Genomic DNA, 23,968 nt, shown 5'->3' with positions numbered 1-23,968 from the left:
TAAATGGCGGCCGGATCGCCGAAAAGATCGGAAATGATCCTCTAGCTTTTGCTGAGCAACATAAGCCTAAGCCGTTGGCCAAGCGTTCTCGCTTTCAATTCGCTATACAATCTGGACCGCAAAATCGTCACGCGTTGTCTCGAGCCTGTCACGCATATTGGCAAAGCTCGGTTTCCGATTACGGCGATGTAGTCGGCTCGAGGAGATACGATGTGACCATCCGCATAACCCGGCGGGCTGTCTTGGGCGCTAGTGCCGCGTTCGCCGCTACGCCGGCGGTTTTGCGCGCGCAGCAGATATTCAAGGATTATCCGTTCCGCCTCGGCGTCGCCTCAGGCGACCCTTCGCCGGACGGGTTCGTCATTTGGACCCGCCTCGCGCCCGACCCCCTGGATCAGCACGGCGGGATGCCGATGGCACCGATCGAGGTAGAATGGGAAGTCGCGCGCGACGAAAATTTGCGCGACATCGCAGCGAGCGGAACCGCCCTTGCGCGCCCCGAACTGGCGCACAGCGTCCATGTCGAGGTCGCGGGACTCGAACCGGGGCGACCCTATTGGTATCGCTTCAACATTGGTCGCGAACGATCGACGCGGGGCAAGGCACGAACGCTTCCGAGGGTTGGCGCTTCGATCGACCGGGTGCGGTTCGCCGTTGCCGGGTGCCAGCATTACGAGGATGGCTATTTTACGGCCTTCCGCCACCTCGCCGAAGAAGATCCGGAATTCGTCTTCCATTACGGCGATTACATCTACGAATATCGCAGCTCGCCGCTGCGCATCGGATGGGACGGGCGACCACGCACCTTCGTGCGCGCACATGAGGGGCAAGCGCTCTACGATCTCGGTGATTACCGCCAGCGCTACGCGCAGTACAAGATGGACCCGGACCTGCAGATGGCGCATGCTGCCGCGCCCTGGTTCGCCAGTTTCGACGATCACGAGGTGGAGAACAACTGGGTCGGCCTGCAGGATCAGCAGGACACCCCGCCCGAACTCTTCGCGCTGCGCCGCGCCATGGCGCTGCAGGCTTGGTATGAGCATATGCCGGTTCGGCGCAGTTCCCTGCCGGGGCAGAACGGCATCGCCGACTATCGGCGCGCGCGCTTCGGCGGGCTGCTCGACCTGCACGTGCTCGACACGCGCAGCTTTCGCAGCGACCAGCCCTGCGATGATGGGTTCAAGACCGTGTGCGACGGGGTGCGCGATCCGCAGGCCTCCGTGCTGGGCGAGGCGCAGGAGCGCTGGCTGTTCGACAATCTGCAGAATGGCGGCGCGCGCTGGAACGCGATCGCGCAGCAGGTCATGGTCATGCCGCTCGACCGGCGCACGGGCGACGAGCCCGAGGAAATCCGTAACATGGACAGCTGGGGCGCCTACGATGTCCCCCGCGAGCGCCTGTTGCAGCAATTGCGCGGCAAGAACGCGGTCGTCCTGACCGGCGACGAGCACCAGACCTTCGCAGGTGAATTGCGGACCGATGCGGGCGAGGGCGAGGCGGTCGCGGTCGAATTCGTGACCAGCTCGATTTCGTCGGGCGGAGACGGGGCGGATGTGCGGAACGGCGCGGACCGGATCGCGGCGCGCAACCCCTTCCTTAAATTCACAGGCGACCGACGCGGCTACACGCTGTGCGAGGTGACGCCCGAAAATTGGCAAAGCGCGTTCAGGATCGTGCGATCCGTTACGACACCAGATGCACCGATCGATACGCTGGCCACGGCAACCGTGCCCGCTGGCGAGTCTGCTCTTATTGTCGGATAGGATCGGATACGAGGCCTCCTGTCTGGAGGATGACCGAGAAGCGCCAGAGTGTTTGTTAGCGAGCGAAGCGCCGACGCTTCCCTGCGCTTATGAATTTCGCAAAATACATAAAAACCGGTCGAGACGACATCGCGGGTTGTTCATGATATAAAATATCCTTAACGAGTGTCCGATCGTTTTGCTGTGAGCACTAAGCCGCAATTCGAACGCGGCGGCGGTCATCTCGCGCACGAAAAACCTGAGGCTTCACATGTTCAATACCGCCATCCAGACGCTCGACCCTGAAAACGGAGCTGCGACCTTGGGCGACGTCGGGGTGTACCGTCCTTGGGAGGATATCCGATCACATGATTATTATCTTGTGGTCGAAGCGCGGGATCCCGAACCGTTGGCCACCGCCACTGATCTTCTGCTCGATCGGGCACCTTTTTCATGGATCGGCAAGGGCTCGGCTGATGAAGCGCTTGCAGAGCTTCGAAGTCTGCCACCGGCCATCGCGCAGGACATTCGCAGCCTCGCTTCGCGCTTCGCGGACTTGACCGGGTCCGCGTCCATACGCATCCGCCTGGAGCAGATCGTCACGAACTCCTGCCGCAAGGTTCACGTCGATTATACCGATCTACGCCTTATCACAACATATGCTGGACCAGGTACACAGGTCGCAATTGGAAACGATCCGAAGGCGCAATCCTTGTATGATATTCCGACCGGTCACGTCGGACTTTTCAAAGGACGTCGCTACGCAGAGGGGCACGAACCGTGCTATCATCGATCGCCCCCCGTGGGCGATACGGGGGAGAAGCGACTCGTCCTCGTAATCGATACGGCTGTTTTCGCTACCGACGAGAAGTGCATGTAATGAGGGCTCGTAGAGCGTCCTCTTGGCTCGATGGGATCGGAATCGGCATTTCCAGTCTATGTGTCGTGCATTGCCTGCTTCTGCCGCTTGTCATCGCACTATCTCCGGCATGGTCAGCTTGGCTGAATTTGCCTGAAAGCATTCACCTCTGGATATTGATCGTCGCGCTTCCGTTCAGTGGCACGGTCCTCTGGCGAAGCGCCCAGAACTCGGCACGCGGACGCGCGTCCTTCGGCATCGGTATGATGGGACTGATGCTGATGGGCGCTGGCCTTTTTGCCGAACGCGAAATTGTGGAGGTGGCCATTACCATTTCAGGTGCGTCACTTGTTGCAATGGCGCATCTGCGAAATTGGCGCTGTCCCGGACGACGCAATGGTTGAAAGCCCCGTGCGGAAAAACCCGCCACCGCTCGAACTCAATGACGTGACATTCTCCTACGGCAACCGCCCAGTGCTCGATTGCTTGGATCTGGTCGCGGAAAATGGCGAACATCAGTTACTGATCGGGCCATCCGGTTCCGGCAAATCTACCCTCATCAACCTTATTTGCGGCTTTCTGACACCCGATCGCGGCACCATCCGCATTGCCGGCGAACCGATCTCCGAGGGAAGTGAGACCGAGCGCGACGCCATCCGGCGCGCGCATATCAGTGTGGTATTCCAGTCGCTTCGTCTGGTGTCCGCGCTTTCGATAGCGGACAATCTCGCTTTGGCCGCGCGACTTGCCCGGAAGCCTGTCGCCCGGGCCGACATTCATGCGCTTCTCGACGAGCTCGATATCGGCTCGCTCGGAGCGATGAAGCCAAGCGAATTAAGTCAGGGCGAGGCGCAACGTGCCGCCATTGCGCGCGCGCTTATTGTCCGCCCGAATTTGCTGATCGCCGATGAGCCTACGTCGGCTCTGGATGATAAAAACGCCGAGATCGTCGCCAGTTTGTTATTGGATCAGGCCGACCGTCACGGCACGACGCTTCTGCTTGCTACTCACGACGCACGGCTCCGTTCGGCTTTTGATACCGTGGTCGACCTCAACAGCCTGCCCCGTACGGTAACAGCGTGATACGTCTCGTTTTCGCCTATCTCAACGAGCGACGCCTGACGACGGCACTGAATGTCCTGCTGCTCGCGATCGCCGTGGCTATGCTGGTGATGCTCCTGCAATTCGCCCGGCAATCGGAGGCGCGCTTTCTCGACGGTGCGGAGGGGATCGACCTTGTGGTCGGGGCGAAGGGCTCGCCGCTGCAGCTCGTGATGTCGAGCGTCTATCATCTTGATCAACCGACGGGCAACATTCCGCAGGATGCTTTGAACGACCTTCGCGGCAACCCCATGGTTGCGTCGGCCACTCCGCTCGCGCTTGGCGACCAGTTTCGCGGTTTCCGGATCGTCGGCAGCGACTACGGCCTGTTCTCGATCTACCGAGCCGAGCTCGCTGCCGGAAGACGGTTCGATGCGCCGCTAGAGGTCGTGCTTGGCGCAGGTGTAGCCCGTGAGACAGGGGCAACACTGGGGCAGCGGTTCGTGGGCAGTCATGGCCTTTCTGCCGAGGAAGGTGGACAGGGCCATGAGGCCACGCCGTTCACCGTTACAGGGATTCTGGCACCGACTGGAAAGCCGATCGACAGGCTCATCGTGACGAGCATCGAAAGCGTATGGGACGTACACGGTATTTCACACGAGGATGACGCCCGGCTTTCCGTCGAACACGAACACTCCGATCACGACGAGGACCTCCATGGCGAGCACGAGCCGGAAATCACCTCGATCCTCGTAAGTTATCGGAACCCGGCCGCAGCCGTCCGTCTGCCCCCGGCCGTCAATCGTAACACCGCGATGCAAGCCGCATCACCTGCGCGCGAAAGTGTCCGGCTTCTTCAGTTATTCGAACCGGCCATAGAGGCAGTTGGCTTTTTCGCCGCGCTGCTCGCTGCAACAGCGGCATTGGCGATCTTTATCGCTCTGTGGAACGCAATACGTGCGCGGGAGGGCGATCTGGCACTTCTTCGGGTTATGGGGGCAAGCCGCGCGCAGATATTCATGACGGTTCTTCTGGAAGGCACGGTCACAGCCCTGCTTGCGGGTGGACTGGGCGTCGTTCTGGCGCATGGGGCGCTCTCATTGGCAACTCGATCCTTTGCCAGTCTATCGGAAGCCGGGATTGAAGCCTGGCGACTGGGTCTGGATGAGGCTATCATCGTTATCGTAGCCCTATTCCTCGGCGCGGTAGCAGCCGCAATTCCAGCCTTTACGGTCACTCGCAAGAAACTCGCACCAACGCTTAGCCGCAACCGTTAGGTCGAAGGAGCTTCATCGATGAAACGCTGTATCGCTTGCATCGCAATCGCCGCAATGGCCTTGCCAATTGGTCCCGTTTGGTCCGCACAAGCGCAAAAACAGGATGTCTGGCAGCCTGCTGCCACCCCCAAAGGTGGCGTGTCCTGGCGCGTCCTCGAAGCCACAGGCGAAAATGCCAGAACGGGGAGCGATGGCTATATTCGTTCGAAACCTGTCTTTACGCCGCAGGTTCGCGCGCTCGAAGGGAAGCGGATCACTGTCGCCGGCTGGATGGACGCTTTCGAACCCGGACGGCGCCAGACCCATTTTCTGTTAATGGCGTACCCTCCCGGCTGCCCGTTTCATTTCCATGCTGCTCCCAATCAATACATCGAGGTCAAGGCTTCGAGCGCCTTCCCGCTGAATACCAATCGGGTCATAGCCGTTACCGGAACGTTGCGCCTCACCGGCCAGGACGAAAGCGGGATCTTTTATGTTCTGGAGAATGCCCGCCCCAGCTGAAACAAACTCTATCAAGCCGCAGATCGCGGATTGGATAGGATACTCAGGCAACCAATACGCGGCTTCTTTCAGGCCGCTCCTCAACGTATTAAATCACGATTACAAAGACGGATGTGAAAGCCCGGGGGCACGGAAGCGAGCCTCAAAACTCAGACCCAGCGGAAGGCGGATTTATGAAGCGAATGGCCAGTATTGTGAGTTTGGGCGCACTTGCCTTGTCATCCGTAAGCCTTGCTGCGCAGGAACCGCAACCGACGATACAGGCTCCAAAACCACAAGCTGCTTCCGCCGCCGGGACCGTACGCGAGGGTCCCGAAAGGCGCTTCACGGGCGCGGATCTGTTCGATCTTGCAATAGCCTCCGATCCGCAGATCAGCCCCGACGGTTCACAGATCGCCTATGTGCGCCGTTCGAACGACGTGATAAGCGACAGCACGCGCAGCGCGATCTGGCTGGTCGATGCGCGTACGGGCGAAGAGACGCCGCTCGCCGGACAGGATGGAGATGCCTTTTCGCCCCGCTGGTCGCCCTCGGGCGATCGCTTAGCTTATGTCTCGACGAGCGGAGGAAACGCACAGCTCTGGGTGCGTTTCATGGATGCGGGCGAGGCGGTGCGGCTGACCGGGCTGCCGAACAGCCCCTCGAGCATGGCATGGTCGCCCGACGGCCGCTCGATCGCCTACACGATGCTGGTAGAAGACGATGCGCCCAAGCTCGGCTCCGCGCCCGCCAACCGGCCCGAGGGCGCGGAGTGGGCCGACCCGCTCGAAGTCTACGACTTGCTGACCTATCGTGCGGACGGCGCGGGCTATCTGAAGCCGGGCTTCGAAAAGATTTTCGTCATTCCGGCAACCGGCGGGGCGCCGCGCCAGCTCACCTTCGGGCCGAACCATGACGGGGGTCCGCTATCCTGGTCGCCCGATGGCCGAACGATCTATTTCGGCGCGAACCGCAACGAGGATTGGCAGACCGACCCAGTGGAAGGCGAAATTCACGCGCTCGACATTGCGACAGGCAGAATAAGTCAGCTCACCAGTCGGGACGGGCCGGATCACAGTCCGCGCGTTTCACCCGATGGCAGGACAATCGCCTATCTCGGCTTCGACGATGCGCTGCGAGCTTACGAGAACGACGATCTCTATGTCATGGATGCCGATGGCTCGAACCGTCGCCTACTGACCGGAGACTGGGACTTCAGCCCCACGGGCATCGAATGGGATGCCGATGGTCGCGCGATCTATGCTCAATACGATGTCGCAGGCGAAACCCGCGTGGCGCGCATCGCGCTCGATGGATCGGTGCGCGACGTAGTCGCGGGGCTATCCGGCGGCGGTCTCGACCGGCCCTATACCGGCGGCAGTTTCTCCGTATCGCAGGACGATGCGATCGCCTCGACCGGCGGCCCGCCCACACGCCCTGCCGAATTGCGGGTCACCCGCAGCGGCGACACACGCATTCTAACCGATCTGAACCGATCCCTTCGCGAAGTGAAGACGATGGGCGAGGTACGCAAAATCACGACCGCGTCCAGCCATGATGGTATGACGATCGAAGGCTGGCTGACATTGCCGCCGGGCTATGTCGAAGGGCAGCGGGTACCGTTGATCCTCGAAATTCATGGCGGCCCCTTCGCCGCTTACGGTCCGCATTTCGCAACTGACAATCAGCTTTATGCAGCGGCAGGCTATGCCGTGCTTTCGCCCAATCCGCGCGGCTCGACGAGCTATGGCGAAGCTTTCGCGAACGAGATCGATAAAGCCTATCCAGGCAATGATTATATCGATCTCATGAGCATCGTCGACGAAGCGATCGCGCAAGGCATTGCCGATCCAAACGCATTATTCGTCACCGGCGGATCCGGCGGCGGCGCGCTGACCAGCTGGATCGTCGGCAAGACCGATCGTTTCGAGGCGGCCGCTACCCAAAAGCCGGTCATCAATTGGGCAACCCAAGTGCTGACCGCCGACGGCGCGGCATTTTTCGGCACTTATTGGCTGGGCGCGCAGCCTTGGGAGAACCCCGAGCTCTATTGGTCCCGCTCGCCGCTCTCGCTGGTCGGCAACGTCGAAACGCCCACGCTGGTTGTCGTCGGGAGCGAGGATTATCGCACCCCGGTGAGCGAATCCGAGCAGTACTATACCGCATTGCGCCTGCGCGGCGTGCCCACCGCGCTGGTCAAGGTTCCCGGTGCAAGCCACGGCAGCATCGCGGCGCGCCCCTCGCATAGCGCAGCCAAGGCTGCGGCGATCATCGCGTGGTTCGAACGGTACAAGCAGGGATGGCGACGCAGCGACTAGCGTTTAACGGCTAGTACGACGGTTCCTGTCGCCTCATCAATCGTAGACAAAGTTGACGCGACCGATAATTATGCTGATCTGACCGTAGAACGCGCAGCGAAACCATCGAGGCGGAACAGCAGCGACTGGAAGCACGCCCCGACAATTTCGATAGTCGCGCCGACCAGCTCGAGCGAGAGCTAGAACGCGTCGGCCTTTGATCGAGTAAAGCCAGCCCGCGTACTGCAGACCCGGCCGCGCTTATTATCCTTCGACCAGCCCTGCTTTTTGCAAACGGTAAAAGCTCGCATGAAGGCAGAATGATCTTTACCGTCGAATTCTACGGCCTCTACGTCCGCGTAACTGGCTCATCCGTCGCAGCATTCGCATGCTTATACGTATCAATCTCTACGATCCAACCGGAGTGGATACATGAACGAGCGGCAGGTTCTGGAAAATACTGTAAGCACCTCGAATAACGAAAATTGGGTCGCCTAGCCGCCGCCCTTCCAATCATCCTGAACGAACGGCAGCTTTCGGGTCGCAGCGCACGGACCTTGAATGGCCGAGATTAGGGCGCAAAGCTGCTATCGAGCGATGGTGTCTATTGTACGTCAAGCTAATTCGTAGGTAATTGGAATTACCTCCCTGAAGGCGGGGTACTTGTAAGGGTATGGAATACTGATGACCGAAGATCATCAATTAAAATTTAAGAGGTTATGTTCTTAGGTGGATTCCCACCCTCTCCGCCACCCGGTTCATGGGTTTTGCTCTCTTTCTAAGGAGTTTTTTCGGTAGCGGTGCGGAACTCTAGCATCTGGCTTGGCCTACCGTGCTGGAGTATTAGTCGGACCGGATTAGGACCGTAAAAGGTGGACTTTCCAAATAACCAAGTCCTGTAGTCTTGGCGTCACACGTTCTTCTTGCTTTCATTCCAGCAAACTCGGCAAGCGCCTGTGACTAGACCCCAAGCTTAAAGTGCTGCGAACTCCGCCCTTCAATTCCTTATTTCGTAACTCATATCGCCGTTTCCCTTCAGTATCGGAAGGCGATGGAAAGGATTGCTTGGCGTCCTTGGCCGGGCACTCCAAAATGCGGATTGCGAAGCTTGGCGATGTAGCGCTCGTCCCCGATGTTCTTCACATTGAGGCGCAGTCCGACATTTTCGTTGAAGGCATAGGCGGCAAAGGCATCGAACCGGATATAACCATCGGCGCGGATTTTATTGCCTGATACGGCGCGGGTTATCGGATCCCTCGTGATACCGTCGGCGAACCTTTCCGATTGGGCATAGGCTCCGCCGCCAAAGCTGAAGCGATCATCGACATTGACCGATGCGGTCAGCGAAAGATTGTGTTCGGGCGTGTTGGGAAGGGAAAAGTCGGTCTCGGCAATATCGCTATCCAGATAGGTATAGCCGCCGAAGAGTGAGACCGGACCTGCGGTCCCCGTTACACCGACCTCGAACCCGCGAATTCGGGCGTAATCGATGATGGGGCCCGTCAGTTCGCCAAGCGGGTCCGTATCGATGATGTTTCCGCGATCCACCTGGAAAGCGGCCGCCGAAACCTGCATCGCGCCCCCAAAGAGTTCCGCTTTGCCGCCGATTTCGTAATTCTCGGTTTCTTGCGGTGCGTAGGTATCATTGCTGATCGCGATGTTGCCCGATCCGGCGCCGACATCGGTCCCGGGGGGATTTTTCGCATTGGCGTAGGAGGCGTAAAGACTGATCGAAGGAGCGGGCTTAAAAATGAGCCCGGCCTGATAGGTTACGAAGTCGGTTTCGAGTTCTCCACTGAATGGCGTACCGCGCGACGAACCCGAGCCGCTCGCCCGGTAATCGGTATACCGCACACCGGCATTGACGATCAGCTCCGGTATCAATGTGATAGAGTCGAACAGATAGATGCTCAGATCCTCGGCTCGAGCGAGACCGGGAATGCTCGCAGCCGTTATCGCACCCGTCCAGGAATCGGTCGGATCGGGGTTCATTAGGTCGGTACAATTGAACGAGGCGAGTGCCTCGGCCGGACAGTTGCGGTCCCCCGTGTCTACGTTGTAATTGAGATTGTAGGTATCGGCCCAACTGTATTGGACACCGGCGGACAGGCTGTGAAGCACCGAGCCGGTCGCGAACTTGCCGGAGATATTCGCGTTCGCCGCCAAGGTTTCGGTGTTCGAATTACGGCTTTTCGTCGCACGCCAGACCCGTCCGTCTTGCACGTTTCCTGCGCTGTCGTCAGGATTGGTGACGATATAGTTCATATCGGAATCGGAATACCGAAGCAGCGCCGATGCGCTCCACCCGTTCCCCATGTGATGATCGAATTGGAAGGTCGTCGCATCGATGCGCGTATCCTGAAAATCGCGGGCCAGCAGGCCATAGAAATTGTCGTAATCTACATCCGCCGGCCTGCGCTTCCCGTCAGGAAGCTGATCGCGCGAGGTTACCGGGATGCCGTAATCGGGGAGTTGGTCGCTTTCGAAATGGTAGTGCGTCAGGCTCGCCACGGTCGGGCCGCCGACCCCGAGCGCGATGGAGGGCGATACGCCCCAGCGATCGTCGTAGACCGCATCGCGGCCGGGCGTCTCGGAGTCGTGGAACAGACCCACCAAGCGCACGGCCACCGTATCGCCGACCTCCTGGTTCACATCCGCGGTCACACGATACAGGTCCGATGTGCCGATCGTGCCGGTCGCGGAAACGAAGTTGCCCGCGCGCGCCGTCTTGCTGACGATATTGATGCCGCCAGCCGCCGCGCCGCGACCCCCGAAGGCGCCGCTCGGCCCCTTGAAGATCTCGATCCGCTCCACCGCGAAAGTCTCGCGCGTCTGCACCGCGATATCGCGTGCGCCGTCCACGAACACGTCGCCGGTCGCATCGACGCCGCGGATCAGCGGGATGTCGGAGGCCGACGTGCCACCCTCTCCGGCTCCCAGCGTGATGCCGGGCACGGTACGCAGGGCCTCTTCGAACGAATACGACGCAGTTTGCTCCAGCGTTTCCTCGGTGACGACATTTACGATGCGAGGCGTGTCGAGGATCGGCGCGGTGCTTTGTTCGAGCTCCAGTTCGTCCGCGCGCTTCCCGGTCACGATAATGTCCGTCGGTTGCGACGCTGCCGCCCCATCCGTCGCATCTTCCGCAAAAGCGGGGGCGCTGGCGATGAACCCGACGCAGCCGATAGCGAGATACGTGGCCGAGCGCTTCGTCGGGATGGTGGGGGCGGTCGTCATTGCTGGTGTTCCCTGTCCGTTATGTCCGGCGCCTATGGAAAAGCTGGGAAAGGGAGTCAATGAGAATGATAACTATTCTCATTTGCAGTGTAAGGTGGGTGATAGCGCGCCGCGTATCGGGTTAGGCGTCGGCCCAATTACGCATCAGATTATGATAGAGATTGGTCAGTTCGATCACGGCCTCGTCGTGCGGTCCGCGGTCGACCGACAGGATCCGCACGGTTCGGTCTAGTCGATAAAGCTGTTCGCGATGCATCGGATCGCGGACCATGCTCTGCAGCCAGAAAAAGCTCGCGACGCGGGTGCCCCGCGTGACGGGTTCGACCCGGTGAACACTGGAAGCGGGATAGAGCACGAGGTCGCCTGCAGGCAGCTTTACCCGGTGTTCGCCGAACAGGTCTTTCACCACCAGTTCCCCGCCATCATACGTGTCGGGGTCTGTCAGAAACAGCGTTGCGGATAGATCGCTGCGGATGCGGAAATCCGTGCCTTCGATGCGCCGGATGGAATTGTCGACATGATCGCCGAATGCCTCTCCGCCTTCGTAGCGGTTGAAGAGCGGCGGGAAAACCTTGAGCGGTAGCGCCCCTGCGATGAATTCAGGCGCTAGCCCCAGAGCGTCCAGCACCAAGCGGCCCGCTCGATGGGCAACTTCGCTGCCGTGGCGCAACTGGCGGTTGCGCTTGGCCGTTCGGGATTGATGCCCCGATGTCTCGTTCCCGTCGACCCATTCGCCCGCGTCGATCAGGGTGCGCAACTCTGAGACGCTATCCGGCGACAGCACGTTTTCGACCCTGAGCATCATGGACGGTCTCTCATCCTTTCCAAGCCCGCCATGCCGCGCTTTCGGCGGCGCCATCGGGACCGGCGATGCGGGCGGGCAGCTTGTGACGATCCGCGAAGTGGATACCTTCATCCATGCCCATGACGATGAGCGCGGTCGCCAGCGCATCCGCTTGCATGCAGCCGGGATGCAGCACCGTGGAACTGAGCGCATCGTTGGTCGGCGAACCGGTGGCCGGGTCAAGCGTGTGCGACCACGAACGACCCTTCGCTTGGCGCCGCCGCTCCCAATGGCCGGATGTCGCCACGGCCCAACCGGTCAGGCCGATCCGTGTGGCAGGCGCCGCGGAACCTGGCGGCACGGCGAGATCGACCCACCATGGTAGTCCATCGGCGCGCAAACCGATCGCCTTCAATTCCCCGCCGATATCGAGCAAAGCATGTTCAATACCGAGCGCATCGAGGCTTGCGATGGCAAGATCCACGGCAAAGCCCTTGGCGATACCCGACAGATCGAGTTGTAAGCCGCCCGGCTGTAGGATCGATCCCGTTTCGTCGATCACTGTGCGCCTGCGATTGCGACCGACTGTTGACGATTGTGGAAACTGATTCTCAGCGGCGTCGGGACCGAAGCCCCAAGCCTCACTTGCCAATCCCAGCGCAGGATCGAACGCACCGCCACTCGCTTGCTCTATGTCGAACGCGCATTCGAGAACCTGCCGAAATTGCGCACCGATCCGATGCCTGCTTCCCGCCGCGCCCTTGTTGAACCGGGTGATCTGCGAATTGCTCTGCCACTGGCTCATCTGGTCGATCACGCACGCAAAGCACTGCGCAAGCACGGCTTCGACCCGATCCGGTGAGATGGTCCGAGGCGCGACCGCTTCGAGCGTCCAGCCTGTCCCCATCGTCCGCCCCGACAGGGCTATAGGCTGCGCGCCCGCGGGAGCCGGCGCGCGAAATCGCGCATCCGGCGGCAGCAGCAGATCGAACGGATCGTCTGCCTCTTTAAAGGCAACTGCCGCGCTCAAAGCGGCATGAATTCGAGAACGGCCGTGTAGGACAGACGCCGGTTCGGCGGCCCATCCTCATATTCGCCCCGGCCTGCGGATGCCTCGAGATAATAGAGACCCGGTTCCCCCGCATCCAGCGTAATCATGCCGTCTGCATCGGTGGTAAGCGTCTGTATGCCCGGCTCATCGCGATAGCGCGTGCCGCCAGCCACGAATTCGATTTCGATACCCGCGGCAGGTGCGCCGTCCATGAGGAACCGCATTTGCGCCGTCTCACCGGCAATGAGATCGTTGGGATGGGTCACGGGGATCATCTCGAGCCCCACATTGGTCGGGGCGAGGGCGGTTTCGTTCGGCGCGCCCAAGGTCACGAAGGTCTCGGTCCGCGCTACGTTCTCGCTGACCGAGACATTAATTGCGCCTGCGGGTATGCCGCTGGCCATATCCTCGCGGCTGCCGCGCCACCGGCGCCGCTCGCCGTCGAGCTCGTACGATCCGATCATGCCATTGCTGGCAATGGCGATCCGGTAGGTTCCCTGCCGCTCCAGCTTGAGATCGAATACGCTGCGATAGGAACCGGTGCCGATCACATCCGGCTCCACGACCTGCCCGTCCGGCCCGGTCACGACAAGATCGTCGAGGCCGAGGGGGCGATGCTCGAATATGAACAGGCCGTTGGAAGCGGCGGCGTCGACGGTGATCGTCTCTTCCTCGCCCGCCATCACGGTACTGGAAGGGAGCAGCCAGCGGCGATGGGCTTCGGCGGCGGTCGGCAGGAAAGCGGAGAAGCCGAGCGCGAGGCTGGCAGCGAATAGCGAGGGCTTGGCGAACATAAGTCAGTCGATCCTTGCGAGGAAAAAGTCAGGGTTTGATGGAAAGGCGGACGGTGCCGAGTTCTTTCGATCCCCATTTCAATCCCGTCATCGGCTTTGCCGGTGGCCATTGGAACGGGATGCTGATCAATTCACGCCCGCCGACCTCGCGGGCCGCTTCCACCTGAAGAACGTAGGATCCGGCTGCGAGCCGGGGGAGCGGTTGACTGCCTTCGCTGAAGCGCAGCGAATACCGGCCGGGCGGCTGGGTCGGCCCGCTGATACCGTTAGCCGGCATCGTACTGCTACGCCCGGCACGTCGCCACCAGGTCCGCATATCGGGCAACCATTTGCGCGGATCGTCGCCGCGCAGATCGACATCGTACCACACGTCGAGATTTGCGACCGCCTTGCCGTTCGCGTCTTCGAGCCAGACGGCAACGTAAGGATTATGGTATTCGGCCACGCGGAGGCGCGGGATTTCGAGCTGGACCTGCAATTCTCCCGCGGCGGCTGGCGCAGCGATTGCGGCAGCGGTCAGGGGAAGGGTCATTCGGGCGGTAATGCGCATGGACGTTCCTCGTTCGCGGGATCAGTGCATCAGGAAAAGGATGAGAAAGAGCGGGATAACCAACCCGGCACCGACGATCGGCCAGGTCGAGCGCCGCTTGCGGGCGTGGATCTGCAACAGCAGCAAACCGGTGATGCAGAAGACGACGCAGGCGAGGGCGAAGATATCGATGAACCAGGACCATGCGGGGCCTGTATCGCGGCCTTTGTGCAGGTCGTTCAGAAACGCGATCGGTCCTCTATCGATATCCTCGTACAGCGTTTCACCGGTCGTCAGGTCGACAGCGATCCAGCCATCGCCGCCGGCACGCGGCAGGGGCACGTAAAGCTCGGCGTCGGACCATTCCGGTCGCCTGCCGTCTAGTTCGATGTCGAACTCGTTCTCGAGCCATGTTTTGGGGGCATTCTGCAGATCGCTATGCGGCGCGCCGCGCAATTCGCTCAGCAGGGCGGCAGGCAGGGTGGCTTCGCGGGTTTGGGTGTCGGGATCCGCTTCGATGGCACCCGCATGATTGAGCGTGATGCCGGTGATTGCGAAGAGGACCATCCCGACCAGACAGATCGCGCTGCTCATCCAGTGCCACGTATGGAACTGCCGCTTCCAGAAAGGCGATACGGATGCGCGCGTTTTCGTGCCAGTTTGTTTGGGGGACGGAACCACCGAATGCATTAAGAGACCGATCAAAATTACCGGCTTCGGTTAGATGCAAATGAGAATGCGTGTCAATAACAGATCGCCTGAAATCTGGAATCGCACTAAGCCGGTCGCTTCAAATGGCTTAAGAAGGTACAGTCGGTCCCGAACATGGTTCGACTGTAGTGCGATACCGATAGGAAGGACCTTACCTCGGGCTCGACAGGACAATCGAAAGGGCTGGAAAACACTTATGCGCATCACACCCGAAACCTCGACAAGCCAGCGCGTATGGGCAGCTAATCATTTGAATGGGTTGATGAACCTGTTTCTGCCGACGTTTGTCCCCGGGGGAAAGGAATTGGATGAACAGGCGATCCGTGCCGACGTCCAGCATGCGATAGCGCATGGATTTTCCGGAACGATGCCGATGATCAATTGGACGCTGCCCGGTGATCCGAAGTGGAAGGAGTTCTATTGCGTCGTGCTCGACGAAGCGCGGGGGGCCCTGCCAGTCCACGGCATCGTCGCTAGCGGCAGCCTCGAACATGACCTGCGCCAGCTAACCGATCTGGAGGAAATGGGGGTGGACCTCGTCCTTCTCGCTTCGACCTATCCGCGCGACATCGATGCAGCAGGCCTTTACGATCTGATGGCCAAGCGTATCACGGCGACCGAACTGCCGGTCATGCTTTACGCCGCGACCGGACGCAGGGCCTTTCCCCATCTGGGGCCTGCGGGGCAGCCGCTGGACGTGTATGACCGCGTGGCCGATCTGCCCAACGTAGTCGCGATGAAAATCTCGCAGCCCGTTTCGCTAACCTCGACGATGCAACTTGCCCAAAAATTGGGCGATCGCATTTCCATCGGGCCGGTAAACCTCGACTTTCTCCCGGCGCTCGCTCGCCAATTCGCTATTACCTGGAGCGGACAATGGAACTGCGAAGCGGTACAGACGCCCGGTCGCCAACTGGGAAATGAAATGCTCGCAGTATCGGCCACAGGCGATTTCGAAAGGCTCGATGCATTGGCGGTCCAGATCGAACCGGTCCTCTCGCACTTCTTCGCGGTACAGGCGCCCGTAATTCGCAAGGGAGCGCACCCTTGGCAGCACAACCGGTACTATCAATGGTTGGGCGGCGGGAATGGTGGTTTGTTGCCGGCAGATCCTCACGCGCGTGAAGGTGCGATCCCGGTTCTTGACAAAGAAGCACGCGCCGCGATGCGCAACGCGTTCGAAAGAGCCGGACTAAGTCCGACCGACGCCGAAGATGACCAATTCGTAGTCGGACGCGCGGCGTGGGAACGCGGCGTGCGGCCCTGCGATATTGGCGCTACCCCTTATTACTCAATAAATTGACGTTTCAGCCACGCGACTTGCGGGTTCCGTTGATCGAGGGACGTTAGTTCTCGATTGCAACAGCAGCGCATCGGTAGCGAAGTCGGTTGGTTTCGCGCAGTTACATCATAGCGCGAGCGAAACGGCGCCGATGATGCGCGGGGATTTATCGTCGGTGTCGTAACGCGGTCCCGTCAGGGGCAGGGCAATCTCCACATCGAAACCAAGGTCCCGTGTGATTGCCGTGCGTAGGCCTGCTCCGCCGGATGCAAGCGAACCGCCGCCGCGTCCGCCTTCCAGATTGCCGACGGCGCCGGCATCCGCGAAAGCATAGAGCTGAGTGCGCCGTAGCACATCGAACGGCGCGTCCCAGTCGTAGCGTAGCTCTATGGAGCCCATCGCACCGTAATCGCCGGTCCGTTCGCTGAAGTTGTAGCCGCGCAGGAAGCTGTTGCCGCCAAGGCCAATATCCTCGGTAATCAGAAGCGGCGTAGTCGATGCCTGACCGCGCCCGGCAAGGGCGAGACTGAAAGACTGGCTCAGCCCGCGCTCCCACGCGAACCAGCCGGACAGGGTCGTGAAATCCGGCGAGGCATCGTCGCGCGATGCCAGCGGATCGCCCGTTTGCGTCGCATCGAGAATATCGAGACCCTGCGCGAGCGTCAGCCCGCCGCGAAGCGATCCATCGAACATCAAAGCCTGGCTATAGAGCCCCAGGCGCACGGCGGGAATACGGTCGTGACGAGCGCGGACATCGAAGCGATCCTGTCGCAGATCGCGCAGTTCGAATTCTCCATGGGTCCACAACGAAAACGCGCGGGACCGCTTCAGGGGGTGCCGGATCTTTGCCGAAACCCTCATTGATTCTCCGAAAATATCGCGATCCTCGAGATAGGCGCCCGGCCGTGTTTCGGAATAGGAGCCGGACACGGACAGTTCGGTTCCGCCCGGCGATACGACGATCCCGTACCGACCGGCTGCAAAGAGCAATTCCGAGGGTTCCGTCGGCACGGTCGAGAATGTCAGATCGACCTCGTCGAATGGCGATATCAAACCGTTTGCGTCGAGGTCGAGCCTTGCGCGAACGGGTCCAATGGGTTTTGAGCCGTCATTCGTCAGTTCGGCGCGCCCTGAAAAATCGCTGCGGCGCGCTTCGACGATAAGAATGCCGTTGTCGCCTTCCCGCTCGTAGCGCGGGGAGCGCAAGCGCACGCCGGACAAATCGTCGGCGATGAGGATTTGCCGCTCGAGCCTGCTGAGTGTCACAGGATGGCCGTCTTTTAAGGGCGCGAGCTGCGCCACGATCGCGCGGTCCGCATCGCCGGTCACCCGTATCTCGTCGATCACGCCTTCGTCGACCCGGACCCGGAGGTATCCCCCCGAAAGGGATTGCGGCGCGACCGCGGCGCTGGCGAAGATGTATCCGCGCTCGCGGGCGCGGCGGGCGATGCTATCGGTAAGGGCAACAAGATCCATCGCAGTGAGCGAACGGGCGGAATAGTCTTCGATGATATCCGCGAAATCGGCCGGCGTAAGAGCGATGAGGCCATCCAGCACGATGGCGCCGATATCGTACCGCCCCTCATCGACAACGTTTGCCGACTTTTCGACCCGAACGTCGTCGACATAAACTGATTCTTCCAGTTCCTCCGGCGGTGTCTCCGGATCTTCGGCTTGCGTGGGATCGGTCCGGTCGAGCGCGTCCTGCGCTGCCACCGAATAGGGTGCCGCGAGGGCCATTAGGAAAATGCTATTCATTACATGCGACCGCATGACCATACTCCGTCAGTTCGACGCGAGCCTTGAACGACAAACTCTTTATTTTTCATCAATTTCAGTCGGCGTTTACCAACTTTCTGAACCAGTTTGACGCCCGTCCTTCGGTAACACAGTGTTCGAAGGAGAAATTCCGTGCGTTCAACCATTGCCAAACTGACCACGCTTGCAGCCCTGTTCTGCAGCACAAGTGCCCTGGCTCAGAGCGGCCCCTGGCAAGTCAGCGAATTGCAGGGACAGGTGACGATCCAGAACGGGTCCGAACCGGTCGCGGCGCGGCAAGGATACCAGGTTCCGGCAGGGGCGGTGGTGCGGACCGGAAGCAACGGCAGCGCGGTTCTCGTCAGGGGGCGCGAATTCGTTACTATCCGTCGAAACTCGCAAATCCGGATCCCGGCGGCGAACACCGAACGATCAATCATCCAGATCGTCCAGGATTTCGGAAGTGCGCTCTTTAATATCGGCAAACAGCCGGACCCGCATTTCGGCGTAAAGACCGAATACCTCGCCGCCGTCGTGAAGGGCACGACGTTCACCATCACCGTCGCGCCTGAGGGCGCGTCGATGCAGGTGCTCGAAGGTGCGGTCGAGGTTTCGACCGATGACGAAGGCGCGCGCGACCTGGTCTTGCCGGGCTCGGTCGCGATGGTTGCGGCCGATGACCGCTACCGTCTCGTCGTGGAGGGATCGGAGCGCAAGGTACTCGACTCTCCCGCTCGGCCAGCAGACGGGAAGGCTCCGGCCGCCACGGCGCCTTCGGCAGGAAGCACGCCGGTGTCGACGCCGCAGGCCGCAGCGATACCAGGATCGTATGGCACCGAAGCGCAGCCTGCGCAGTTCATCAACGCGGCGTTCGGAAGCTCCGCCGCCGATCTTTCCGAGCTGTCCGGGGGGTTGATTGACGGGGAAACCTTCGAATTCGCCGCGCAGATCGTCGCCGAAACCGCTGCTTTGGCCGGGCGGGGGGGGCAGGACGCTCTCGAAACTGTTCCCGATATCGTCGATGTACCGGAAGATCTTGGCACCGTGCCGCCGGAACAGGAACCTGACCCGCAGCCCGAGCCGGAGGATCCCGATCCTCAGCCGGAGCCGGAAGACCCTGATCCTCAGCCGGAACCGGAGCCCGAACCTGAGCCGGAGCCCGAACCGGAGCCAGAGCCAGAGCCTGAGCCTGAGCCGGAGCCAGAACCTGAGCCCGAACCGGAGCCCGAGCCCGAGCCCGAAGTCGGGGGTGGAATGGACGACGAGGCGGGCGACGACGGGATGGACGACGGAGCCGGCGACGAAGACTTCGACGAAGACGAAGTCGATGAGGGCCGTGACTGCTTCATCGAAATCCTGGGCTACTGCATTGGTGACGGATTTGGCGGCGGCGATGATCGCGACGACGATGATGATCGTGACGACGACGACGAGGACGACGACGATCGGCGCGGCCCCGGAAAAAAGGGGCGCGATGACGATGGTCGCGACGATGACGATGATCGCGATGATGACGACGATGATCGCGATGACGATGACGATGATGACGACGACCGGGGCGGGCGTGGCAAAAAGGGGCGCGGCGATGATGATTGAAGCGCTCGCCGTCTGACTCCGAAACCGTAATGCCGGGCATCCCCTATCGAATGGGTCTTCGGGGCCGCTCGGCGTCGTCCGTCATGCGTTTCGCGGTCGCACTCGCGATCGTCGCGGCTGCTGGCGTTCTCGCGGCCCTCGGGGCGTTTCGTCCGATCGAAAACGGGTTGGAAGAGCTCGGTTTCGCGCTTCGTTCGAAAGAAGCGAGCGGCCAGGTCCATGTGGTCGAGATGGACGCGGCGAGCCTCGCCGCGATCCAGCGGTGGCCGTGGGATCGCTCTTACTATGCGCGCGTGGTCGAACGCCTGGACCGCGCCGGGGCGCGCACGATCGCGTTCGACGTCGATTTTTCCGCCTCGTCCGATCCGGTCGAGGATGCGCGCTTCGCCCGATCGCTCGCAAATGCATCGGCGGATATCGTGCTCCCCGTGTTCGGTCAGCAGGCGAGCGCGGACGATCAGCGTCAACTGGACGCCTTGCCGATCCCCGAACTTCGCGAACATGTCCTTCTGGGTTCGGTCTCGGTCGATCCCGATCCTTCCGGCGTCGTGCGCGATATGCTGATCGGTACGTTCAACTCGAATGCGCCCCGACCGTCACTATCGGCGCAACTGGCGCATCGCTCCGGGTCTGCCGATCAGTCCTTTCCGGTGGATTTTGCGATCGATCCCACCAGCCTTCCGCGTCACAGCTTCATTGCGGTGGAGCGGGGCGAGTTCGACCCCAAAGCATTCGCCGGCAAGGACGTGATCATAGGCGCGACGGCAATCGAAATGGGCGATCGCTACGCCGTGCCGCGATACGGGGTCATACCCGGTGTGATCGTACAGGCACTTGCGGCCGAGACGTTGCGGGGCGGCGTCCCGAACCGGGTCGCATGGCCCGTTCTCCTCTTCCTTGCTTCCGGCCTCGTCTGGTGGGTCCTGGCAGCGCGAAAAGGGATGCAAATCCTTCTTCGTGCAGGCATGTCGTTCGCCCTGCTGACAGGCATCCTGCATTTCGGCACAGTGTTCGCAAATCAGGTCTTCGCGGCCGCGCCTGCAATGATGGCGGTGCTTTTCTCTGCCACCGCACGCTGGATCAAGCTCGTCCATTCGGAATTCGAGAAAACCCGCTTGGTCGACCCGGAAACGGGAATGCCCAATCGCCGCGCTTTCGAGAAAGAAGCTTTGAGCGAACCGAACACCCGCGTCGTCGCCGCCATGATCGACGGATTCGATGCAATCCGCATGGTGGTCGGCGGAGGCGAGATCGGCAACGTCTTCGGCCGCATCGAAGATCGCCTGAGAGTATCGGGATGCAATGCGCAGATCTACCGCGTCGATGATCGCGTGATCGCCTGGACCACGACGCTAGAGCCGTTCGAGGTCGAGGGCCAGCTTCAGGCGCTGGCGGCCATCATGCGGCATCCTCTGGAAGTTGCCGGGCGCCGCATCGACGCGAAGCTCGCTTTCGGGATCGCGGATGCGCTGGCCTTGAGCGATGCGGTCCACGCCGCCAGCCGGGCTTTGCGCAGCGGGGCCTGCTTCACCTACCACGAGCAGGCGCAGAAGGTGGCTCTGAACCAGCAGCTCTCTCTGATGGGCGAACTGGACGAAGGCATCGCGCGCGGCGAGCTCGAAGTGGTCTACCAGCCCAAACTAGACCTGCGAACCGACCGGATCGGCAGCGCCGAGGCACTGATTCGCTGGAACCATCCCACGCATGGCTATCTACGGCCGGATACCTTCATTCCCATGGCGGAACAGGCCAATCGCATCGACGATCTGACGGCCTTCGTGCTGCGGCGGGCGATCCACGATATTGTCGTCTGGCAGGAAGCCGGTCACGCTTTGAAGGTCGCGGTGAACGTTTCGGCAGCCCTGATTTCGTCCCAGACCTTCATAACGCGGCTATCGGACATTCTTCGCGAAGAAGGGGTGCCGCGCGAGCGCCTGACTCTGGAAATTACCGAATCCGCAGAGATCGCGGATTTCAAGACCGCCCGGGCCGGACTGGAAGCCATTCGCGATCTCGGCGTCTCGATCTCGATGGACGATTACGGAACCGGGCAATCGACCCTTTCCTACCTGAAAAGCCTGCCTTTGAGCGAACTCAAGATCGACCGCAGCTTCGTCCAGTACGCCCATCGGGACCATGGCGACGCCCTGCTCGTCAGCTCGACCGTCGAACTGGCGCATCAACTCGGCCTGGAAGTCGTGGCCGAAGGGATCGAAGACGCCGAATGTCTCGAGTTCCTGCGCTCGGTGAACTGCGACTACGCGCAAGGCTATTACATCGCCAAACCGCTAAGTGCGGTCAGCCTGCTGGATATGGTTCGGAATATGAGGCCGAGGGTTTTGGACGAAGCGGCTTAGGCGACGGCATTTGGCCGAATGAGGCGCAGCGATATATCACGTAACGACCGTTCTATGGGGTAAGAAGCGGACGGCGGATGCTTCACTAATTAAATAGAGGAAGCAGTAGCGGTCAGTTCGGTTCTGGTTCGCAAATCGTACACAGCAGGTGTATTGAAGACAGTCACCTAAGCCGAGCAACTCGACCTATTTGCTCTGGCATCCCTTTCATTAAATCATAGAGGTGAATGCCAGAGCCGAGGTGCACCTTAGGATGTCTTCGCTTGGTCGTCCCAGCCGCTTACAATGTGACCACCATGGACCATTCGGCGGGTGTCGCGCGAAGTCAGTGACGCGCTGAACCCCGGCGTCGGCGCGCTTGCCTCGTCAAGCCGCGCAAGCTGATCCCGGCTAAGTTCGAACTCGCTGGCAGCTACGTTGCTTTCGATCTGCGAGATCTTGCTTGCGCCAATCAGCGTAGAGGTGACGCCCGCCTGTGCCAAAGTCCAAGCAAGAGCGACCTGTGCAACCGGACGTTCAACTTCACTGGCGATATTCTGGGCGGTATCGAGAATATCCCAATTACGATCCGTAAACTTGCTGTCACCGAATGGGTTGGCCCCGCTTAGCCTTCCGGTGTTGGACGTATCGTCGCGCTCGTACTTGCCTGTCAGGAAGCCGCCCGCCAGCGGGCTCCAGGGCATGATCCCCATACCCGCGTCACGCGCCGCCGGAAAATGTTCGGCTTCGACATCGCGGGCAACCAAGGAATATTCCAATTGCATCGCTTTTGGGCCGGGAACGCCTCGCTCGGCGGCAATTGCTGCGGCCTTGGCACCGACCCAAGCAGGCATATCGGAGAGACCATAGTACCGAATCTTGCCGGAGCGGACGAGGTCGCCGAGCGTCTGGACGATCTCCTCGACCGGGGTGACGCCGTCCCAGATATGCATCCAGTAGAGGTCGATGTAATCCGTGCCGAGGCGCTTCAGCGACCCTTCCAGCGCACGGTGGATGTTCTTCGCACCGGCCCCGCCCGCGTTCGGATTGCCCGCGCCCGACCGGTTCGCGGCGAGCGGGCTGGCCGATCCGTTGAAGCCGAATTTTGTCGCCAGCACGATCTCGTCGCGCGAGCCTGTGTCCTTGATGAACTTGCCGACCATTTCCTCGCTTTGGCCGCCGGAATAGATGTCTGCCGTGTCGATGAAATTGCCGCCTGCATCGCGATAGGCGTCGAAGATGGCGCGAGACGATGCTTCGTCCGCGCCCCATTCCCCGGTCCCGAAAGTCATGGTGCCGAGAGCGAGCGGGCTGACGACGAGGCCGGAACGGCCGAGCGTGCGAAAATTGGTGAGAGACATGTTTATACCTTTATAATGATCGTTACAGAACTACATGGGTATGGCATGATCACAGTCAACCGAATTTTGTAACGATAATTATGGAACCCATGACCGAAACCAGTGAAGTCAATCGTCGCAAAAGCGGCCGACCCTTATCGTTCGACCGCGACGCCGTTCTCAATAAGGCCATGCTGGCTTTCTGGCGGCACGGTTACGAAACAACCTCGATCAGCGATTTGATCCGGGAAATGGGCATAAAAGCCCCGAGCCTTTATGCAGCGTTCGGCGACAAGAAGAACCTGTTCTTCGAAGCGGTGCGGCTTTACGCTGGCGAGCCGAGCGCGGTTCGGCAGGCTATCGAGGCCGCGCCCAGTTCTTACGATGCAGCACGATCGGTTCTGGCGAACTCTATCGAAACCTTCACAGGCGTAGATACGCCGCCCGGCTGCCTCCTTGCGAGCTCGACGGCCAGCGGTTCCGCAGCGTCAGAAGATGTACGCGCCACCGTTGCGGTCTATCGCCGCGAACTGCGCGATAGCCTTCAGGCCCGGATAGAGCGTGATATCCAAGAGGGTCTCGTGGCGGGCGATGTCGACGCTGTCGCACTGGCGAACCTAGTGGTCGCCTTGCTTCAAGGGCTTTCGGTTATGGCTCGCGACGGTGAGGATCGTGCTTCGCTTACGGATGTCGCCGAAGCCGCTATGAAAGCCTGGCCGGACAACATGAAAGCCATCGGTCATGGAAACTCAGTCCGGACTTAAGATGAAATGGTGGGTTGGGTCAAATGACCGTCCTAAGTCGTGACTGTACAGAACGATTTCGGTATAACGCGCGATAAAGGCGGTGCCAGT

The 23,968-nt window shown here is 60.7% G+C and carries 19 protein-coding genes; 11 read left to right on the top strand and 8 right to left on the bottom strand.

Going from position 1 to position 23,968, the window contains the following annotated elements; all coding sequences use genetic code 11:
- Window positions 1–212: 212 nt before the first annotated feature.
- From E3U23_RS00660 to E3U23_RS00635, 7 genes are all read left to right on the top strand, one after another.
- Complete coding sequence (locus E3U23_RS00660; protein WP_279349241.1) at window positions 213–1,763, top strand: alkaline phosphatase D family protein; 1,551 nt, start codon at window positions 213–215, stop codon at window positions 1,761–1,763.
- A 250-nt stretch (window positions 1,764–2,013) separates the two neighbouring features.
- Complete coding sequence (locus tag E3U23_RS00655) at window positions 2,014–2,622, top strand: DUF1826 domain-containing protein (protein WP_279349240.1); 609 nt, start codon at window positions 2,014–2,016, stop codon at window positions 2,620–2,622.
- A complete protein-coding gene (locus tag E3U23_RS14315; RefSeq protein ID WP_431732645.1) occupies window positions 2,622–3,005 on the top strand; it encodes a MerC domain-containing protein in 384 nt (127 codons plus the stop codon). Before E3U23_RS00655 ends, E3U23_RS14315 begins: the two co-directional genes overlap by 1 nt.
- Window positions 2,899–3,684 (top strand): ABC transporter ATP-binding protein, encoded by a 786-nt coding sequence (locus E3U23_RS00650; protein ID WP_279349239.1) that lies wholly within the window; start codon window positions 2,899–2,901, stop codon window positions 3,682–3,684. The genes E3U23_RS14315 and E3U23_RS00650 overlap by 107 nt, the downstream gene beginning before the upstream one ends.
- Window positions 3,681–4,919, top strand: a complete 1,239-nt coding sequence (locus tag E3U23_RS00645; RefSeq protein WP_279349238.1) for an ABC transporter permease — start codon at window positions 3,681–3,683, stop codon at window positions 4,917–4,919. Before E3U23_RS00650 ends, E3U23_RS00645 begins: the two co-directional genes overlap by 4 nt.
- Before the next feature lie 18 nt (window positions 4,920–4,937).
- Window positions 4,938–5,420, top strand: a complete 483-nt coding sequence (locus tag E3U23_RS00640; RefSeq protein ID WP_279349237.1) for a DUF3299 domain-containing protein — start codon at window positions 4,938–4,940, stop codon at window positions 5,418–5,420.
- Window positions 5,421–5,593: 173 nt separating this feature from the next.
- Window positions 5,594–7,717 carry a S9 family peptidase gene (locus E3U23_RS00635; protein WP_279349236.1) on the top strand — a complete coding sequence of 708 codons (2,124 nt, stop codon included), beginning with the start codon at window positions 5,594–5,596 and terminating at the stop codon, window positions 7,715–7,717.
- A 1,014-nt stretch (window positions 7,718–8,731) separates the two neighbouring features.
- Here the strand turns inward: E3U23_RS00635 and E3U23_RS00630 are convergent.
- The 6 genes from E3U23_RS00630 to E3U23_RS00605 all read right to left on the bottom strand — a co-directional run bounded on the left by E3U23_RS00630 (window position 8,732) and on the right by E3U23_RS00605 (window position 14,781).
- On the bottom strand, window positions 8,732–10,933 hold the full coding sequence (locus E3U23_RS00630; RefSeq protein WP_279349235.1) for a TonB-dependent receptor: 2,202 nt from the start codon (window positions 10,931–10,933) through the stop codon (window positions 8,732–8,734).
- Window positions 10,934–11,054: 121 nt separating this feature from the next.
- Window positions 11,055–11,738 (bottom strand): Fe2+-dependent dioxygenase, encoded by a 684-nt coding sequence (locus E3U23_RS00625; RefSeq protein ID WP_279349234.1) that lies wholly within the window; start codon window positions 11,736–11,738, stop codon window positions 11,055–11,057.
- A gap of 10 nt (window positions 11,739–11,748) precedes the next feature.
- Window positions 11,749–12,747, bottom strand: a complete 999-nt coding sequence (locus tag E3U23_RS00620) for an FAD:protein FMN transferase (RefSeq protein WP_279349233.1) — start codon at window positions 12,745–12,747, stop codon at window positions 11,749–11,751.
- Window positions 12,744–13,562: a DUF4198 domain-containing protein gene (locus tag E3U23_RS00615; RefSeq protein WP_279349232.1), complete on the bottom strand. Its 819-nt coding sequence runs from the start codon at window positions 13,560–13,562 to the stop codon at window positions 12,744–12,746. Before E3U23_RS00615 ends, E3U23_RS00620 begins: the two co-directional genes overlap by 4 nt.
- Window positions 13,563–13,590: 28 nt before the next feature.
- The gene (locus tag E3U23_RS00610) at window positions 13,591–14,112 is read right to left on the bottom strand and encodes a DUF2271 domain-containing protein (protein WP_279349231.1); all 522 of its coding nucleotides are present in this window, start codon (window positions 14,110–14,112) and stop codon (window positions 13,591–13,593) included.
- Between the two features lie 21 nt (window positions 14,113–14,133).
- On the bottom strand, window positions 14,134–14,781 hold the full coding sequence (locus tag E3U23_RS00605) for a PepSY-associated TM helix domain-containing protein (RefSeq protein ID WP_279349230.1): 648 nt from the start codon (window positions 14,779–14,781) through the stop codon (window positions 14,134–14,136).
- A gap of 34 nt (window positions 14,782–14,815) precedes the next feature.
- Here E3U23_RS00605 and E3U23_RS00600 point away from each other — a divergent pair, with 34 nt between their 5' ends.
- Complete coding sequence (locus E3U23_RS00600; protein WP_347710000.1) at window positions 14,816–16,105, top strand: dihydrodipicolinate synthase family protein; 1,290 nt, start codon at window positions 14,816–14,818, stop codon at window positions 16,103–16,105.
- Window positions 16,106–16,210: 105 nt separating this feature from the next.
- On the opposite strand, the gene E3U23_RS00595 is transcribed toward E3U23_RS00600, so the two are convergent.
- Window positions 16,211–17,842: a ShlB/FhaC/HecB family hemolysin secretion/activation protein gene (locus E3U23_RS00595; RefSeq protein ID WP_279349229.1), complete on the bottom strand. Its 1,632-nt coding sequence runs from the start codon at window positions 17,840–17,842 to the stop codon at window positions 16,211–16,213.
- Window positions 17,843–17,995: 153 nt separating this feature from the next.
- Here E3U23_RS00595 and E3U23_RS00590 point away from each other — a divergent pair, with 153 nt between their 5' ends.
- Together E3U23_RS00590 and E3U23_RS00585 are read left to right on the top strand one after the other, a co-directional pair.
- On the top strand, window positions 17,996–19,438 hold the full coding sequence (locus E3U23_RS00590; RefSeq protein ID WP_279349228.1) for a FecR family protein: 1,443 nt from the start codon (window positions 17,996–17,998) through the stop codon (window positions 19,436–19,438).
- Window positions 19,439–19,521: 83 nt separating this feature from the next.
- Entirely contained in the window at window positions 19,522–21,795 is a 2,274-nt protein-coding gene (locus tag E3U23_RS00585; RefSeq protein ID WP_279349227.1) for a putative bifunctional diguanylate cyclase/phosphodiesterase, read from the top strand.
- 248 nt (window positions 21,796–22,043) lie between these two features.
- Here the strand turns inward: E3U23_RS00585 and E3U23_RS00580 are convergent, their stop codons facing one another.
- Window positions 22,044–23,135, bottom strand: a complete 1,092-nt coding sequence (locus E3U23_RS00580; protein WP_279349226.1) for an aldo/keto reductase — start codon at window positions 23,133–23,135, stop codon at window positions 22,044–22,046.
- 89 nt (window positions 23,136–23,224) lie between these two features.
- On the opposite strand from E3U23_RS00580, the gene E3U23_RS00575 reads away from it, so the two are divergent.
- Entirely contained in the window at window positions 23,225–23,878 is a 654-nt protein-coding gene (locus tag E3U23_RS00575; protein WP_279349225.1) for a TetR/AcrR family transcriptional regulator, read from the top strand.
- Window positions 23,879–23,968 lie beyond the last annotated feature (90 nt).

Origin of the sequence: Erythrobacter litoralis, from assembly GCF_029760855.1 — a bacterium.
GTDB classification, from domain to species: Bacteria; Pseudomonadota; Alphaproteobacteria; order Sphingomonadales; family Sphingomonadaceae; genus Qipengyuania; species Qipengyuania litoralis_A.
The sequence above is the reverse complement of the archived record's forward strand: the minus strand, read 5'-3'. Positions and strand labels throughout refer to the sequence as shown.